Source organism: Variovorax sp. YR752, assembly GCF_943372545.1.
Genome location: NZ_CALRZC010000203.1, coordinates 1 through 15,483, shown reverse-complemented (window position 1 = coordinate 15,483; position 15,483 = coordinate 1). Strand labels below are relative to the sequence as shown.

The 15,483-nt window shown below is 66.9% G+C and carries 19 protein-coding genes; 14 read left to right on the top strand and 5 right to left on the bottom strand.

The window, feature by feature from the left end:
* Positions 1-15 precede the first annotated feature (15 nt).
* The 10 genes from AAG801_RS32275 (at position 16) to AAG801_RS32230 (ending at position 9,319) form a co-directional block, all read left to right on the top strand.
* Positions 16-837 (top strand): ABC transporter ATP-binding protein, encoded by an 822-nt coding sequence (locus tag AAG801_RS32275; protein ID WP_341892074.1) that lies wholly within the window; start codon positions 16-18, stop codon positions 835-837.
* Complete coding sequence (locus AAG801_RS32270) at positions 834-1,553, top strand: ABC transporter ATP-binding protein (RefSeq protein WP_062478149.1); 720 nt, start codon at positions 834-836, stop codon at positions 1,551-1,553. Before AAG801_RS32275 ends, AAG801_RS32270 begins: the two co-directional genes overlap by 4 nt.
* A 13-nt stretch (positions 1,554-1,566) precedes the next feature.
* Positions 1,567-2,439, top strand: a complete 873-nt coding sequence (locus AAG801_RS32265) for a branched-chain amino acid ABC transporter permease (RefSeq protein WP_101490406.1) — start codon at positions 1,567-1,569, stop codon at positions 2,437-2,439.
* A gap of 100 nt (positions 2,440-2,539) precedes the next feature.
* Positions 2,540-3,472, top strand: a complete 933-nt coding sequence (locus AAG801_RS32260; protein WP_225617103.1) for a branched-chain amino acid ABC transporter permease — start codon at positions 2,540-2,542, stop codon at positions 3,470-3,472.
* Positions 3,462-4,484: a phosphotransferase family protein gene (locus tag AAG801_RS32255; RefSeq protein WP_341892073.1), complete on the top strand. Its 1,023-nt coding sequence runs from the start codon at positions 3,462-3,464 to the stop codon at positions 4,482-4,484. The genes AAG801_RS32260 and AAG801_RS32255 overlap by 11 nt, the downstream gene beginning before the upstream one ends.
* Positions 4,484-4,861, top strand: a complete 378-nt coding sequence (locus tag AAG801_RS32250) for a DUF6285 domain-containing protein (protein ID WP_341892072.1) — start codon at positions 4,484-4,486, stop codon at positions 4,859-4,861. Before AAG801_RS32255 ends, AAG801_RS32250 begins: the two co-directional genes overlap by 1 nt.
* 3 nt (positions 4,862-4,864) lie before the next feature.
* Positions 4,865-6,151: an acyl-CoA dehydrogenase family protein gene (locus AAG801_RS32245; RefSeq protein WP_341892071.1), complete on the top strand. Its 1,287-nt coding sequence runs from the start codon at positions 4,865-4,867 to the stop codon at positions 6,149-6,151.
* 60 nt (positions 6,152-6,211) lie between these two features.
* On the top strand, positions 6,212-7,441 hold the full coding sequence (locus AAG801_RS32240) for an ABC transporter substrate-binding protein (protein ID WP_341892070.1): 1,230 nt from the start codon (positions 6,212-6,214) through the stop codon (positions 7,439-7,441).
* A 37-nt stretch (positions 7,442-7,478) separates the two neighbouring features.
* Entirely contained in the window at positions 7,479-8,288 is an 810-nt protein-coding gene (locus AAG801_RS32235) for an enoyl-CoA hydratase-related protein (RefSeq protein WP_341892069.1), read from the top strand.
* Complete coding sequence (locus AAG801_RS32230) at positions 8,285-9,319, top strand: phosphotransferase (RefSeq protein WP_341892068.1); 1,035 nt, start codon at positions 8,285-8,287, stop codon at positions 9,317-9,319. Before AAG801_RS32235 ends, AAG801_RS32230 begins: the two co-directional genes overlap by 4 nt.
* Positions 9,320-9,354: 35 nt before the next feature.
* Here AAG801_RS32230 and AAG801_RS32225 read toward each other — a convergent pair whose 3' ends face one another.
* Positions 9,355-9,747 carry a VOC family protein gene (locus AAG801_RS32225; RefSeq protein ID WP_153282001.1) on the bottom strand — a complete coding sequence of 131 codons (393 nt, stop codon included), beginning with the start codon at positions 9,745-9,747 and terminating at the stop codon, positions 9,355-9,357.
* 21 nt (positions 9,748-9,768) lie between these two features.
* On the bottom strand, positions 9,769-10,218 hold the full coding sequence (locus AAG801_RS32220) for a helix-turn-helix transcriptional regulator (protein WP_341892067.1): 450 nt from the start codon (positions 10,216-10,218) through the stop codon (positions 9,769-9,771).
* A gap of 305 nt (positions 10,219-10,523) precedes the next feature.
* Here AAG801_RS32220 and AAG801_RS32215 point away from each other — a divergent pair, with 305 nt between their 5' ends.
* Together AAG801_RS32215 and AAG801_RS32210 are read left to right on the top strand one after the other, a co-directional pair.
* Positions 10,524-11,534: a hypothetical protein gene (locus tag AAG801_RS32215; protein ID WP_341892066.1), complete on the top strand. Its 1,011-nt coding sequence runs from the start codon at positions 10,524-10,526 to the stop codon at positions 11,532-11,534.
* Complete coding sequence (locus AAG801_RS32210) at positions 11,531-12,580, top strand: hypothetical protein (RefSeq protein WP_341892065.1); 1,050 nt, start codon at positions 11,531-11,533, stop codon at positions 12,578-12,580. Before AAG801_RS32215 ends, AAG801_RS32210 begins: the two co-directional genes overlap by 4 nt.
* 34 nt (positions 12,581-12,614) lie before the next feature.
* Here AAG801_RS32210 and AAG801_RS32205 read toward each other — a convergent pair whose 3' ends face one another.
* Positions 12,615-12,935, bottom strand: coding sequence for a hypothetical protein (locus AAG801_RS32205; protein WP_341892064.1), 321 nt, complete (start codon positions 12,933-12,935; stop codon positions 12,615-12,617).
* Positions 12,936-13,486: 551 nt separating this feature from the next.
* On the opposite strand from AAG801_RS32205, the gene AAG801_RS32200 reads away from it, so the two are divergent.
* Positions 13,487-13,762 carry a hypothetical protein gene (locus tag AAG801_RS32200; RefSeq protein WP_341892063.1) on the top strand — a complete coding sequence of 92 codons (276 nt, stop codon included), beginning with the start codon at positions 13,487-13,489 and terminating at the stop codon, positions 13,760-13,762.
* A gap of 163 nt (positions 13,763-13,925) precedes the next feature.
* The gene (locus AAG801_RS32195) at positions 13,926-14,153 is read left to right on the top strand and encodes a hypothetical protein (protein WP_341892062.1); all 228 of its coding nucleotides are present in this window, start codon (positions 13,926-13,928) and stop codon (positions 14,151-14,153) included.
* A gap of 27 nt (positions 14,154-14,180) precedes the next feature.
* Here AAG801_RS32195 and AAG801_RS32190 read toward each other — a convergent pair whose 3' ends face one another.
* Together AAG801_RS32190 and AAG801_RS32185 are read right to left on the bottom strand one after the other, a co-directional pair.
* A complete protein-coding gene (locus AAG801_RS32190) occupies positions 14,181-15,092 on the bottom strand; it encodes a dienelactone hydrolase family protein (protein ID WP_341892061.1) in 912 nt (303 codons plus the stop codon).
* Between the two features lie 8 nt (positions 15,093-15,100).
* A partial coding sequence (locus tag AAG801_RS32185) for an EamA family transporter (protein WP_341892060.1) occupies positions 15,101-15,483 on the bottom strand: 383 nt, incomplete at its 5' end.

Here is a 15,483-nt window from a genome sequence, read left to right as displayed (position 1 = left end):
AAAAGAGATCGACGCATGATTCATGACAACGATCGCGGAGACAAGACGAACACCCCCCTGTTGCGCATCGACGCGGTGTCGGTGCGCTTCGGCGGCATCGTGGCGCTCGACGGCGTCTCGTTCGACGTGCGGCGGGGCCAGATCTGCGGCCTCATCGGACCGAACGGGGCGGGTAAGAGCACGCTGTTCAACTGTCTCTCGCGCCTGTACGAGTGCAGCGCCGGCCGCATCGAGTTCGACGGCCATCCGCTCACGCGCCTGCCACGCCACCGCATGGCGGGCCTGGGCATCGGGCGCACCTTCCAGAACCTGGCGCTGTTTCGCACGATGACCGTGCGCGACAACGTGCTGGTGGGCTGCCACAGCAAGCACCACGCGGGCTTTCTGCGCAACGCCTTCCGGCTGCCCGGCGTGGCGGCCATCGAGTCGCAGGCGCGTGCGCGGGCCGACCAGCTGATCCACTTTCTCGACCTCGAGGCCGTGGCCGAGCGCGAAGTGGCCGACCTGCCTTTCGGCACGCAGAAGCGCGTCGAGCTGGCGCGTGCGCTGGCGGCCGAGCCGCAGCTGCTGTTGCTCGACGAGCCGGCCTGCGGCCTGAACCACGAAGAACTCGAAAGCCTGGGCACGCTGATCCGCGACATCCGCGATCGTCTGAACGTGACGGTGCTTCTGGTCGAACACCACATGAGCCTCGTGATGGGCGTGTCGGACCAGGTGGTGGCGCTCAACTTCGGCAAGAAGATCGCCGAGGGCACGCCGGCCGAGGTGCGCGCGCACCCCGAGGTGATCCGCGCCTACCTGGGTGAAGAGGAAGAAGAAGCGGAGGCGATGGCATGACGACGAACATTCTCGAAGTGCGCGGCTTGCACGCTGCGTACGGGCCGACGCGCGTGCTGCAAGGCATCGACCTCGACATTCCCACGGGCCAGGTCGTGGCGCTGCTGGGCGCCAACGGCGCCGGCAAGACCACCACGCTGCGCGCGCTGTGCCAGATGATGGTGAGCACCGAGGGCCGCATCATGCTGGCCGGCCAGCGCATCGACGGCCGCTCGACCGAGCAGATCGCCAAGGCCGGCGTGGGCCACGTGCCCGACGGGCGCGGCACCTTCCTGGGCCTCACGACCGAAGAGAACCTGCGGCTGGGTGCGTACGCCCGCGCAAGCAGGGACGGCATCGACGCCGACATGGAGCGCGTGTTCGGCTACTTCCCGCGCCTGCGTGAGCGCCGTGCCCAACAGGCCGGCACGCTGTCGGGCGGCGAGCAGCAGATGCTCGCCATTGGCCGCGCGCTCATGGGCAAGCCGCGCCTGCTGCTGCTCGACGAGCCGTCCTTCGGGCTCGCACCGCTCATCGTGAAGGACATCTTCTCGATCATGCGGCGCATCAACAAGGAAGAGCGCGTGTCGATCCTGCTGGTGGAGCAGAACGCCAAGCTCGCGCTCGACCTGGCCGACTCGGCCTACCTCCTGGAAACCGGCCGCATCGTGCTCTCTGGCACGGCCGCCGAAATCCGCCGCAACGACGCCGTGCGCAAAGCGTACCTGGGCGAATAAGGGCCTCACACCGATGAACGCATTCCTGCACCAACTGCTGGCGGGCCTGGCCACCGGCGGCATCTACGCCAGCGTTGCGCTGGCGCTGGTGATGATCTACCAGGCCACGCACCACATCAACTTCGCGCAGGGCGAGATGGCAATGTTCTCGACCTTCATCGCCTGGAGCCTCATGCAGGCCGGCCTGCCGTACTGGGCCGCCTTTGTCGCGACCGTGGCCTTGTCCTTTGTGCTCGCGGCCGTGGTGGAGTTCACCGTGATCCGGCCCATGCACGACAAGCCGGCGCTGTCGGTGGTGGTGGTGTTCATTGGCCTGCTGGTGATCTTCCACAGCCTGGCGGGCTGGCTCTTCGGCTACACCATCAAGCAGTTCCCGAGCCCGTTCCCGTCGGACGCGTGGTTCGGCAGCGCCATGATGTCGGCGCATGAAATGGGCGCCATCGGCGTCACGCTGCTGGTGGTGGTGCTGCTGTTCGCGTTCTTCCGCTTCACGCCGCTGGGCCTGGCGATGCGTGCCGCGGCGCAGAACGCGGCTTCGTCGCGACTCGTGGGCATCAACGTCGGGCGCATGCTGATGCTGGGCTGGGGCCTGGCCGGCGCCATCGGCGCGGTGGCCGGGATGATGGTCGCGCCCGTGGTCTTTCTCGATCCGCACATGATGACCGGCGTGCTGCTCTATGCCTTTGCCGGTGCGCTCATCGGCGGCATCGACAGCCCCGTGGGCGCGGTGCTCGGCGGCTTCATCGTCGGCGTGCTCGAGAACCTCATCGGCACCTACGTGGTGGGCACCGAACTCAAGCTGTCGGTGGCGCTGGTGTTGATCGTCGGCGTGCTCATCGTCAAGCCCTCCGGCCTCATGGGCCGCAAACTGGTCACGAGAGTCTGATCGCATGAACTCCCCTCAAGCCTCCTCCTTGCCGACCGCCATGGCACCGCTCGCTGCATCGGCCAGCGCACGCACCGCCAAGCCCTCGCGCTCGCCGCTCATGTGGGTCGGCCTGCTGATCGCGCTGGCCATCGGCATCACCTTCGTGGCGCGCGGCTACCAGCTGTTCCAGGCGACCATGGTGATCTCGTACGCGATTGCGCTGCTGGGCCTGAACATCCTCACGGGCTACAACGGGCAGATCTCGCTGGGCCACGGCGCCTTCTATGCCATTGGGGCCTACACCACCGGTATCCTCATGGAGCACGCGGGCGTGCCGTACTGGCTCACGGTGCCGGCGGCGGCCGTGGTGTGCCTGATCGTCGGCTACCTCTTCGGTCGGCCCGCGCTCAAGCTCGAAGGGCTGTACCTGGCGCTGGCCACCTTCGCGCTCGGCGTGGCGATGCCGCAGCTGCTCAAGTACAAGCACCTCGAAGCCTGGACCGGCGGCGTGCAGGGCATCGTGCTCATGAAGCCCGCCGCGCCCTTCGGCCTGCCGCTCAACGAAGACCAGTGGCTCTACCTGTTCTCGCTGTTCGTCGCGGTCGTGATGTTCTTCATTGCCCACAACCTGCTGCAAAGCGGCAGCGGCCGGGCCATGCGCGCCATCCGCGACCACGCCATGGCCTCCGAGGCGATGGGCGTGGACAACAGCCACTACAAGGCCATGACCTTCGGCGTCTCGGCCGCGTACACCGGCGTGGGCGGCGCGCTGTCGGCCATTGCCGTGCAGTTCGTGGCGCCCGATTCGTTCACGCTGTTCCTGTCGATCTCGCTGCTGGTGGGCATCGTGGTGGGCGGCGTGGGCACGCTGTATGGCGCGATCTTCGGCGCCCTCTTCATCATGTTCGTGCCCTCGCTGGCCGAGAAGGTCTCCAAGGCCGCGCCATGGGCGGTGTACGGCGTGGTGCTGATCGCCTTCATGTTCGCGATGCCCGGCGGCGTGGTCGGGTTGCTGCGCAAGCTCCAGGCACGCGTCGCCCGTGCACGATGACGCGACGCTGATCGCGAACGCACTGCAGCGGCTGGTCGGGCAACTGGTGCCCGATGGCCATGCAGTGCAGGCCGTGCGCCGGCTCTCGGGCGGCGCCAGCCAGCAGACCTGGGCTTTCGATGTGACGACCACCGGCGTGGGCCTTACGCATACGCAGCCGCTGGTGCTGCGCCGCGCGGCCGATGCCAGCGGCGCGCGCGCCCTGGGCACCGCGGGCCTCGCTGCAGAAGCGCAGCTCATCGAGGCCGCACGCGCGGGCGGCGTGCCCGTGCCCGGCGTGCGCCATGTGCTGAAGCCGGCCGACGGGCTCGGCGAAGGCTTCGTCATGGACCGCATCGAGGGCGAAACCCTGGGCCGCCGCATCGTGCGCGACGAACGCCTGGCTGGCGCGCGCCGCGTGCTGGCGCGCCAGTGCGGCGCGGCCATGGCGTGCATCCATCGACTGCCCGCGCACGGCCTACCGCCGCTGCGCATGGCGGCTGCGCGGGCTGAGCTCGACTTCCAGATCGGCCTGCACCGCGGCCACGGCACCGCACGCCCCGTGTTCGAACTCGCATTCCGTTGGCTGCGCGCGAACGCGCCAACCGACGTGCCCGCGCCGGTGCTCGTGCATGGCGACTTCCGCAACGGCAACCTGATGGTCGGCGAGGAGGGCCTGCGCGCCGTGCTCGATTGGGAGCTCGCGCACTTCGGCGACCCCATGGAAGACCTCGGCTGGATGTGCGTGCGCTCCTGGCGCTTCGGCCACGGCGCGTTGCCCGTGGGCGGCTTCGGCACGCGCGAGCAACTTTTCGAGGGCTACACGGCCGAAGGCGGGCGGGTCGATGCCGAGCGCGTGCGCTGGTGGGAAGTTCTGGGCACGCTCAAGTGGGGCATCGTCTGCGAAGCCATGGTGCACGCCTGGCTCAGCGGCCGCGAGCGCGATGTGGAGAAGGCCGCCATCGGCCGCCGCGCGTCGGAGGCCGAGTCCGACCTGCTGGCGCTGCTCGCACCCGAGGAGGAGGTCGGCTGATGCAAGACCGCCCCGACATCGCCGAACTGCTCGAGGCCGTCGCCGCCTTCCTGCGTGAGCAGGTGGTGCCGGCCACCGAAGGGCAGGTCGCGTTCCACGCGCGCGTGGCGGCGAACACGCTCGACATCGTGCGGCGCGAAGTGCAGCTCGGCCCGCTCGCGCAGGCGAGTGAACGGGCGCGGCTGCACGCGCTGCTGGGCTCCGATGCACCCACCGATCCGGCCGATGCCAACCGCCTGCTCTGCACCCGCATCGCCAGCGGCGAACTCGACCCCGCCACCCCCGGCCTGATCGACCACCTGCGCCAGACCACACGCGACAAGCTCGCCATCGACCAGCCCGGCTACGCCGCCGGCACGACGAAGAAGAAAGACTGAGCCATGGACTTCGACCTGCCCCGCGACCTCGTCGACTACCTCGCCGAACTCGACGCCTTCATCGACCGCGAGATCGCGCCGCTGCAGGCGCAGGACGACAACGAACGCTTCTTCGACCACCGCCGCGAATGGGCCCGCACCGACTTCGAGAACGGCGGTCTGCCGCGCCCCGAGTGGGAAGCGTTGCTGGCAGAGGCGCGCCGCCGCGCCGACCGCGCGGGCCACCTGCGCTTCGGGCTGCCCGCCGCGTTTGGCGGGCGCGACGGCAGCAACCTCTGGATGGCCGTGATCCGCGAGCACTTTGCCGCGCGTGGCCTGGGCCTGCACAACGACTTGCAGAACGAGCATTCGATCGTCGCCAACAATCCCTTCGTGCTCGCCATTCGCGACTTCGGTTCGCCCGCACAGTGCGACGAACTCATCCAGGGCATGCTCGACGAGCGCGTGCGCCTGACCTTCGGCCTCACCGAGCCGCAGCACGGCTCCGACGCCACCCACATGGAAACGCGCGCCGTGCCCGAAGCACGCCACGGCCGCGCCGGCTTTCGCATCGACGGCGAAAAGATGTGGACCACGGGCATGCACACCGCCACCCACTGCGTGCTGTTCGCGCGCACCAGCGGGCGCGACGGCGACGCGCGCGGCATCAGCGCATTGCTCGTGCCCGCGAAGGCCGAGGGCGTGAAGATCGAGGAGTACCTCTGGACCTTCAACATGCCCACCGACCACCCGCGCGTGAGCTTCACGAACGTGTGGGTGCCCGAAGACGCCGTGCTCGGCCCGCTCGATGGCGGCCTGGCCATTGCCCAGCACTTCGTGCACGAGAACCGCATCCGCCAGGCCGCATCGAGCCTGGGCGCCGCCGACTACTGCGTGCGCGAGAGCGTCAAGTACGCGCGCGAGCGCAAGCCCTTCGGCGAGGAACTGGCGCGCAACCAGGGCATCCAGTTTCCGCTGGTCGAGCTGGCCACGCAGGTCGAGATGCTGCGCCTGTTGATACGCAAGACCGCGTGGCAGATGGACCAGATGCCCAAGCCGCAGGTCGAGAAGCAGCTGTCCGACAAGGTCTCGATGTGCAACTACTGGGCCAACCGCCTCGTGTGCGAGGCCGCCGACCGCGCGATGCAGGTGCACGGCGGCATCGGCTATTCGCGCCACAAGCCCTTCGAACACATCTACCGCCACCACCGCCGCTACCGCATCACCGAGGGCTCCGAAGAGATCCAGATGCGCAAGGTGGCGGGGCATCTCTTCGGCTACATGGGGCCGAACCGGGCCACCAGCGCCTGAACCGATTTCCCGACGACTGACGACGCAAGCCACTCAGCAACACAGAAGGAGACACGCGACATGGTTCATCCGCTTTCCCGCCGCACGGCCTTGGCTTCCGGCCTGGTCGTGGGCCTTGCCACGCTCTGCATCAGCCTGCCGGCCCTGGCCCAGAAGAAGTCCGAAGCCGGCGTGAGCGACGCCGAGATCGTGCTGGGCATGCCCATGCCGTTGTCGGGGCCCGTGTCGGGCTACTCGGTGGTCGGCAAGGTGGCCGAGGCCTACTTCAAGAAGCTCAACGAGCAGGGCGGCATCCACGGGCGCAAGGTGCGCCTGTTGATCTACGACGACCAGTACTCACCGCCCAAGACCGTCGAGGTGGCGCGCCGCCTCGTCGAAGAAGACCAGGTGCTCGCCCTCTTCGGCAACCTGGGCACTGCGCCCAACATGGCGATCCAGCGCTACATGAACGCCAAGAAGGTGCCGCAGCTCTTCGTGCAGTCGGGCGCCTCGCAGTTCGACGATGCCGCCAGGTACCCGTGGACCGTGCCCTTTCTCGGCAGCTACCAGGGCGAGGGCCGCGTGTTCGCGCGCCACATCATCGAGACCCGGCCCGACGCGAAGATCGCCGTGCTCATGCAGAACGACGACCTCGGCCGCGAAGTGCTCAAGGGCCTGCAGGAAGGCCTGTCGAAGCAGGGCAAGGCGAAGATCGTGGCGCAGGCCACCTTCGAGGTGACCGACCCCACCGTCGATTCGCAGGTGGTGCAGCTCAAGTCGTCGGGTGCCGACGTGCTCGTGATGGCCGCCACCGCGCGCACCGCCGCACAGGCCATCCGCAAGGTCGCCGACGTGGGCTGGACGCCCGACCGTTATCTCAACTTTGCTGCCGCCTCCGTGAAGATGGCCTTCGAGCCCGCGGGCGCCGACAAGGCCAAGGGCGTGGTCGCGCTCGCCGTCTACAAGGAGCCCATGAGCCCGCGCTGGAGCCGCGACCCCGAGGTGCTCGAGTACCTCGAGCTGCTCAAGACCCACGCCAGCGGCGTCGACCCGAGCAACGGCAGCGGCGTGTCGGGCTACATCGTCGCGCAGCTCATGGCGCACGTGCTGCGCGAGGCCGGCGCCAACCCCACGCGCGAGAGCGTGCGCGTGGCTGCCAGCACCCTCAAGAGCCCGCGTATCTCGATGCTGCTGCCCGGTGTGGCCATGGCCAATTCGGCCGCCGACCTGCACGCCTACGCCTCCATGCAGCCCGTGCGCTTCAATGGCGTGGACCTCGACCCGGTCGGGCCCGCGCTGAACATGAAGTGAACGCCCTATATCTACCCACGCCCTTCGGAGCCCACCCATGAGCCAGTCTGACGACCAGGACCCCCTTCTGTACGAACGCGACGGCGACGTCGCCATCCTCAGCTTCAACATTCCCAAGCGGCTCAACCCGCTCACCGTGCCGCTGCAGCAGGCCCTGCGCCAGCGGCTCGCGCAGCTGCGCGACGAAGGCGAGGTGCGCGCCGTGGTGCTCACCGGCGTCGGCAAATCGTTCTGCGTGGGCGCCGACCTGGGCAGCATGGACGCCAGCGCGCCCGGCAGCCTGGGCCAGCGCACGGCCGATGCGATGGAGGCGATGTCGAACCGCCTCATCGAAGACCTGCGCAGCATGCCCTTCCCCGTGGTGAGCGCCATCAACGGCCCCGCCGCGGGCGCCGGCGTGGGCGTGGCACTGGCCGCCGACGTCGTGCTGGTGGCGCGCTCCGCGTACTTCTACCTGCCCTTCATGCCGCGCCTGGGCATCGTGCCCGACCTGGGCACCACCTGGTTCCTCGAGCGGCTCGTGGGCCGCGCAAGAGCCATTGGCATGTCGCTGCTCGGCGAGCGCCTGTCGGGCGAGCAGGCCGCGCAATGGGGCCTCGTGTGGGCCTGCGTGGACGACGCCGAACTGCGCGCCCAGGCGGTGGCCGTCGCGCAGCGGCTCGCGCGCCTGCCAGCGCATGCCGCGCACGAGATCCGCGCCGTGTACGAATCGGCCGCGAGCCAGTCGCTCGTCGGCCAGATGCGCCACGAGGCCGAGCGCCAGCGCGAACTGATCGACCGGCCCGACTTCGCCGAAGGCGTGAAGGCCTTCATGGAGAAACGCGAGCCCGTGTTCCGTCGGCCATGAGCGGGGCAGTTGAGTCCAAGGCCCCCGCGGGCATCGAGTTCGACGCCGACCGCCTGCAGCGTTATTTGCGGGAGGCGCTGCCCGACGTTGAAGGCCCGATGCGCCTGGCGCGCATCGGCGGCGGGCAGTCGAACCCTACCTTCTTCGTCGACTTCGACAACCGCGCGCTGGTGCTGCGCAAGCAGCCGCCCGGCGAGCTGTTGCCCTCGGCCCACGCGGTCGACCGCGAGTACCGCGTGCTGCGCGCACTGGCCGGCACCGACGTGCCCGTGCCGCGCACCGTGCTGTACTGCGACGACCGCGCTGTCGTGGGCACGCCCTTCTACGTCATGGAAAAGCTCGAAGGCCGCGTGCTGTCGAACTACGCGCTGCCCGGCATCGCGCCCGCCGAGCGCCGTGCGTACTACTTCGCCATGGCCGAAACCCTGGCGCGCCTGCACGCCGTCGACCTGGCTGCCGTCGGCCTCACCGACTACGGCCGCCCCGGCAACTTCTTCCCGCGCCAGATCGCCCGCTGGACCCGGCAGTGGGAGGCCTCGCGCACGCGCGAAGACGCGAACATCGAGCGCCTCATCGCCTGGCTGCCCGCCAACTTGCCACCGGGCGACCACACCACCATCGCCCACGGCGACTTCCGTTTCGGCAACCTCATGTTCCACCCCACCGAGCCGCGCGTGATCGCCGTGCTCGACTGGGAGCTGTCGACCCTGGGCCACCCGCTGGCCGACGTGGCCTACAACTGCATGGCCTGGCACACCGGCGCCGACGAGTTCGAAGGCATGCAGGGCATCGACCTCGCGGCCGAGGGCATTCCTACGCAGGCCGAGTACGTCGCCCACTACCAGCAGGCCGGCGGCTGCGCGGAGCCGGTGACGAACTTTCACCTGGCGTTCTCGCTGTTCCGCTTCGCCGTGATCCTCGAAGGCATCGCGGCGCGCGCCAAGAGCGGCAGCGCGGCGGCGGCAGATGCGGTGCAGGTGGGCGCGCAGGCCGCGGGGTTTGCGCAGCGGGCGGTGGCGTTGATCGACTAGCCGGTAGCGAACCGGCGAGCGGGGCAGGGCGCCCGTCAGCCGCCGATGGGCGAGCACAGCTCGACCAGCGTGCCGTCGGGGCAGCGCACGTACGAGACCACCTGTCCCCAGGGCTTGGTCACCGGCGCCGACAGCTGTGTGGCGCCGGCTGCAAGCGCGCGGCTGTGCGCGGCGGGAACATCGGGCGTCACGAGGCCCAGCTCCATGCCCAGCGGCTGCGCGGAATCCGAGGCGGCGACATGCCCGCCCGGAAAGTTGGAATCGGCAAGTGCGTGCGCGGCAAAGGACAGCGTGGTCTCGCCGGTTTCAACTTCGCCGTAAGTGCCCGATTCGTGCAGGAAGCGGGTGGGCAGGCCGAAGGCTTGTTCGAAGAACTTCAGCGATTGGGCGACGTCGGGAACGTAGACGATGGTGTAGCCGAGTTTCATGGGCGAGGGCGCGTGACTTACTTACTGCGCTTCCAGCCGCTCTGCAATCTCGCGCGCCCCGAGTTCCCGCACCGTGGCCAGTCGCTCCAGCTGCGCCGCACGCGGGCGCGCCTTGCCTTGTTCCCAGTGATAGATCGTCTGGCCCGACACGCCGACCAGCTGCCCATAGATTGCCGCGGAAAGTCCGAGCTTGGCGCGGTGCGCGGCCAGCCGGTTGGCGCTGAAGCGGCGCTTGGGGCCGCCCGCGTCGGCGTCGTCGCCCGCAGCACCGGCCGCGGCCGATGCCTGACGCGCGGAGCCCTTGGCGACCTTGCGCAATTCCTTTTCGAGCGCGCTCACCTGACGGCGCAAGTCGGCAATCGATGCCCGGTGCGCGACGGAGGCCTTCTTGAGGGTTTCGATCTCCGCTCGCACTTCCTTGCGAGCGACACGAGAGATTTCGGCTTTGAGGATGGAGGCGATGTTTGGCATGGGGGGATTGTGCTCAATTTGGGGACACAAATGGAGGGGGCGCTCTGTAGGCGGAAGCCGTCGTTTGCGGGCAACAGATGTTTGAGCCCCCAATTGGTCTCGGAACTTTTTCGCTAAACGCCGAATTCCATCGTGCCGATGGATGCTTGTCTGAGGCGTTTAACCAAGGCCGTGCCTATCTCGTAGAGAGGTTCCATGCGACGATTCGGGGCCGCGTTATCGGACGGTATTGGACATTCGTCAAAAAAACAATTTGCGCCAATGGCGAGTCCACGCACACACGGGCGCTGTTACAGGGAGCACACATGGTATTTACTTCCGGCATTCGAAAAGCTTTGCTTGGCGGATGCTTCTTGCTGGTCGGGCTGACCGCATTCGCCCAGCCGGAGCTGTATCGAAGCGTTCTGGATCTCAGCTACCAGAGCGCAAGGCCCGCTCTTCCGGTCGCCGCCTACCGAAATATCAGCGGGGCGGAATTCAGGTCGATGGTGAGCAAGGCGTTCCAGAAGTCTGACTTTTCTCTTGTGGCTGTAGGCCAGCAGAAGAACAAGTCGACGATCTTCGAGTTCAAATTCAATGCCGATCCGAAGTGGCGGTTCGTGCCGACAGTTCTCGTATCTGCCGAGGAGTTGCTCGATGGAAAGAAGAAGTGCAATCCGTGCTACTTGAGATTCTTCGAGATAAAAAACGCGCCAGAGGTCAAGGCGCTTCCGTGGATGGCTCAGTACGACCTGAGTGCGCGGCTCTTACCGGCGATCGACAACGCGTACGCGATGATCGAGTCTGTCGGGCGCGAACATACCGACCCTGCGTTTCGGTTCGACTACAAGCGGCAATGGGGAGGGGAAAAGACCTTGTTCGGCAACGCCTTCGTTGGCCTCAGTTTGCCCAGCCTCAAGGAGAACATTGTTCGCGCTTACCAGAGCGCTGGCTTCCTGCCCATTGAAGGCGAGGCTCCTCCGAAGGCCCCCGAGCTCACTCTGGCTTTCAGCTTTCCCGTGGATCCGGCCAAGGAGGGCGGGGTGGTCTACAAGGTGAAGGTCCTCAGCCAGTACGACGCGGACGGCCATTGCTACCCCTGCGAGGTCATCGAATACTTCGATCCGCACCAGCAACTTCCCCCGGCGGGTCTTTCTGGCGTCGTGAGCCGTGCGAGCCTTGAGTCGAGATTCACGGCAGCGCGGAATGCGGCATACGAAAGCATGCGTACCGACCTCGAACGTTATCTGCGGCCCCGCTCCGTGTTCTCGGTGCCTCCCAAACCAGCGCCCCTCGGGTCGCCACGTCCTCCGCCCATGCCGGTTGCGGCGACATGACTGCCCACGCGCAGCTTGCGGCGGGGAGCGGCACCAACGCCGCGATGCGCCAGGAGCATTGGTTCATCTTTGGCAACCTGTTCGTGGCGCTGTCGGCCGGAGCGCTGGCATTGTGGTCCGCGCCGATGATGCTGGCCATTCTCTATATCAATGTATGGCTGCTGGCGAACCCTCATCTGGTTGCGACCTACACGCGCATCGGCGCGATCTATTCGCGCCTTCGCTGGCGCTGGGGCCTGATCGTTGTCGCGCCTCTCTTGATATTGGCGGCTTTGACGATCGTTGCGCTTGCCTATGAAGCGGCCGGGCTGCTCGCTCTGTATTTCGTGCTTCAGACGTTCCATGTTGCTCGCCAGAGCTATGGCATCGCAAGACGCCATGACCGTCGGCTTCAGGTGCCTTTTCGCAATCTGCCCTATTTGCTGATCTATTTGTTCCCCGCGTGGGGATACCTGCATCGCAGTGCGCAGGCACCTCAAAGTTTCCTGGGCTACCCGATCTGGTTTCCTCCCGTTCCGCAGGAGTTGGCCTTTGCGGTGGGCATCGCGGCCATCGCCGGTGCATTGTTCTGGTTCGCACGCCTGATGTATTCCAGGGGCGAGAAGCCGGCGAATGAGCCCTTCAACAGCTTCGTGCTCTCGCACCTGGTGATTTCGTTGGTCGGCTATGTCTGGATCAGCGACATCACGGTGGGCTGGTTGGTGGTCAACGTCTGGCACAACATTCAGTACCTGATATTCGTGTATCGCCAACGGCGGCTCGGAGTCGTGACGGAAAACAGTAGCGAAAAATCGGACAACGTTTCGGCACGCCGCAAGTCGTTGGTTGGGGTTCTGAAATCCCCCGCGACTTTTTTTCTGACGTGTTCAATCGTGGGCGCTGTCTTGTTCGTGGCTGCCGATCGGGTTGGCGAAAGTCTTCTTTGGCTGGGGCTTCCGACCATTCTTATCGCGCACTTCGTCTTGAACTTCCATCACTACTTGGCGGACGCCGTGATCTGGAAGCGGCGTCGTGCTGGCAGGCCTGACGGTGTTTCGCGGGGCTGACCGATACAGCTCGTCGCGCTCACCGAGTGGCCGTTCAGACACCACCTTCACCAATGGCCGCACGCAGTGACTGGGTTGTTGCGTCGGCAGCTTCGATCCGCCGCAGCAACTCCTCATTCACCAACCGCACCAACGCCCCCAACTCCGTCCGCGTCGGAAAGACTTCTTCCGTCTCCCCCACACGCTGCGGAACGATGAGCTTCTCGAGGCAGGTGTAGGCGCGTTGCACCGCATGAAGACTGTCGACGTCGTCACACGCCTGCAGCGCGAGCGATTCGGCACTGGCGGTTTCTTCAGAAGATGCAGGAAGCGAAGACGCGTGCGCGGACGCGCGGGGAGATGCAGATGCAGCCATGAATGGCCTCCAAGGGTTTCGGTTTGCTGAAACCGACGTACCCGAGTCCAAGCGGGGGCGGCGGCTCGACGGGTTGGACTACCGGGAAACCACTTGCGTGAAACCGGCCGGGCTCGCGCCCGCCCATCGAGCCGCCTAAACAGGAGGCGCGAACGACAAAGCCGCAGACCCTGCGGGGTGGCTGCGGCTTTTACGTCGCAGTGATTTCAACGGGAGTCCAAGCCCGATCACGCCCTGTGTTGACGTGACCGGCGCAGTATAGCCACGGACATGGCTTCGACGCCACGGGCAACACCGCCAGCTTCTGCTGCGACGCCAACGGCATCCGCGCGAGCAGCACGCGCGTGCTCGGCGTCATCCGAAGCGGCGTCTGAGCCACGACCGGTTGCAACGGTTTGGACCTTGGGCAAGGTTCGCGATACCGGGATACCCTGAGTGGCAGGAGACGCTACCTCCCGGATAACACGTCGCGATCATCGCCATGCTCGGAACAATCGCGCTGAATAGCTCCGCGCGATTCAAGCGCGGATTTCAACACTGCCAGTCCAGCGATGCCCGGAACTCCGCATCTACTTGCGATTCTTCGAAGAGAGCTTGCCGACGCCGGCCTCACCCTTGGCGACGTAGCGAGCGCGATTGGCACGTCCGAACGGCGTGCCCAAAACTTGATGGCGAACGGGACCATGAAACTGCGGGATATCGACAAGCTTGTCGAACTGCTGTGCCTGGACTTCGACGAAATCTTGAGCGAGGTAGGCTATCCCCGACCATTCGGCGCGCCGCTGGCTCTTTCAGCTTCCGTTTCGAGCCGATTCGAAGAGGGATGAATCGCGCGAGGCGCTCATTGCACACCGCTTCCACCAAGAGCTGCACGCAGGGATTGGCTGGTCGGGCGAGGGTGGATTCGCAGACCTGTCGACCGATCATCCGCCCCTGCTGAACCTCAATCCGCAGCGCACGGCATCGTCATCTTTCATCCGCAGAGCAGACATGAACAACGAGAAATGGGAAACGACCATCCTGAGCGACACGGCGCATGAGCACCTCGTCGCGGAGCTGAGTTTCGACGGCCAGTTCTTGTTGCTGCTCGATCGCGAAGAAGGCCGGAATCAACTCTGCGTTGCGTTTCCCTCGGAAGACGGAAGCCTGGGCTCGCGCATTCAGCTGCCCGACTTCATCGCGCAGCTGAATGCTGCGGCAGCCGATCTGCGCCGTTAGCGCACTGAGGCGCGGCACGCCACCACCTCACGGCGCCGCCAGATACGCCTCCACCGCCTTCCCCCACAGCCCCTGCTGCCCGATCAGCCCGTGCCCGTTCATGCCGGGCTCCAGCGTGAAGCTCTCGAAGCGCCCCTTGCCGCCCGCGTCGCGAAAGGCTTCAAAGTTCTTGCGGCTGTGCGACATCGCGTAGAACGGGTCGTTCTCGCCGTAGAGCCACAGCGTGGGTTTGGCGAAAGCCGCGCCCCGGCGAAAGGTGACGGGGTTGATGGCGTCGGCGGCGTTTCCGGGGCACTTGTCGCCCATCCAGCCGCCGACGAAGTTGATGACGCCCTGGAACACGTCGGGGCGCAGGCCCGCATACGCCACAGCGAGGATGCCGCCGCGCGACTGGCCGGCGATTTCCATGCGGTGGGTGTCGACGTCGGGGTCGCGCTGCAGCCACGCGACGGCGGCGTCGAGGTCGGCCACGGCGCGGTCGAAGCCGGCCAGGGCGATGGCGGGCTCGCAGCTGTAGTGCTCGCGCTTGGCGGTGAAGCCCTCGTCGTACAGGCCGTCCGATTGGCCGCGTCCGCGCCGCTGTGGATAGGCGATGAGCCAGCCGCGCTGCGTGAACCAGCGGGCGGTGCGCTCGGGGGCCCAGGTCTGCTTGAACAAGGCCGGGTCGTTGCCGATGCCGGTGGAGCCGTGGTTGAACACGACCGTGGGGAACGGGCCGGCGCCGTCGGGCTTGTAGATGACCATCTCGAGCGTGACGGGCGCGCCGTTCTCGACGAAGGGCGTGGGCACGCGCACGACGCTGCGTTGCAGCGGCTGCTGCTGCACTTGCGGCTGTTGCTGTTGCTGCGGTTCCGGTCGCTGCGCCCAGCCTGCGCCACAGAAGGCGAAGAGCGACGCGAACGTGGCGGCAACGAGCGCGGCGGTGCGAAGGCGATTCATCTTTTTCTTCATGGGCGAGGGCTTTCGGAAGTGGGCAAAGACGCCGCCGCATTCTGCCCCGGGGCCTGCCGTTCGCCGTCGCGTGGCGCCGGCACCCGCCACCCCAACGCACCGCTCGCGAGCACGACGCCGGGCACCACGAACGACAGCGCCAGCAGCGCGGGGCGCGTGACGGGCTCGTTCATCCACCATGCCGCGCCGAGCGTGGTCAGCACGGGCACGAGCGCGGACGACAGCGCGGCGCGTGCGGCGCCCAGCCGCGTGATCGCGACGCCGTAGACCACCAGCCCGAGCAGGCCGGCGACCACGCCTTGGCCTGCGGCCTGCATCGCGATGTCGGTCCACGGCGCGGTGAACAGTCGCGGCGGGCCGGCGAGCCAGAGCAGCGGCA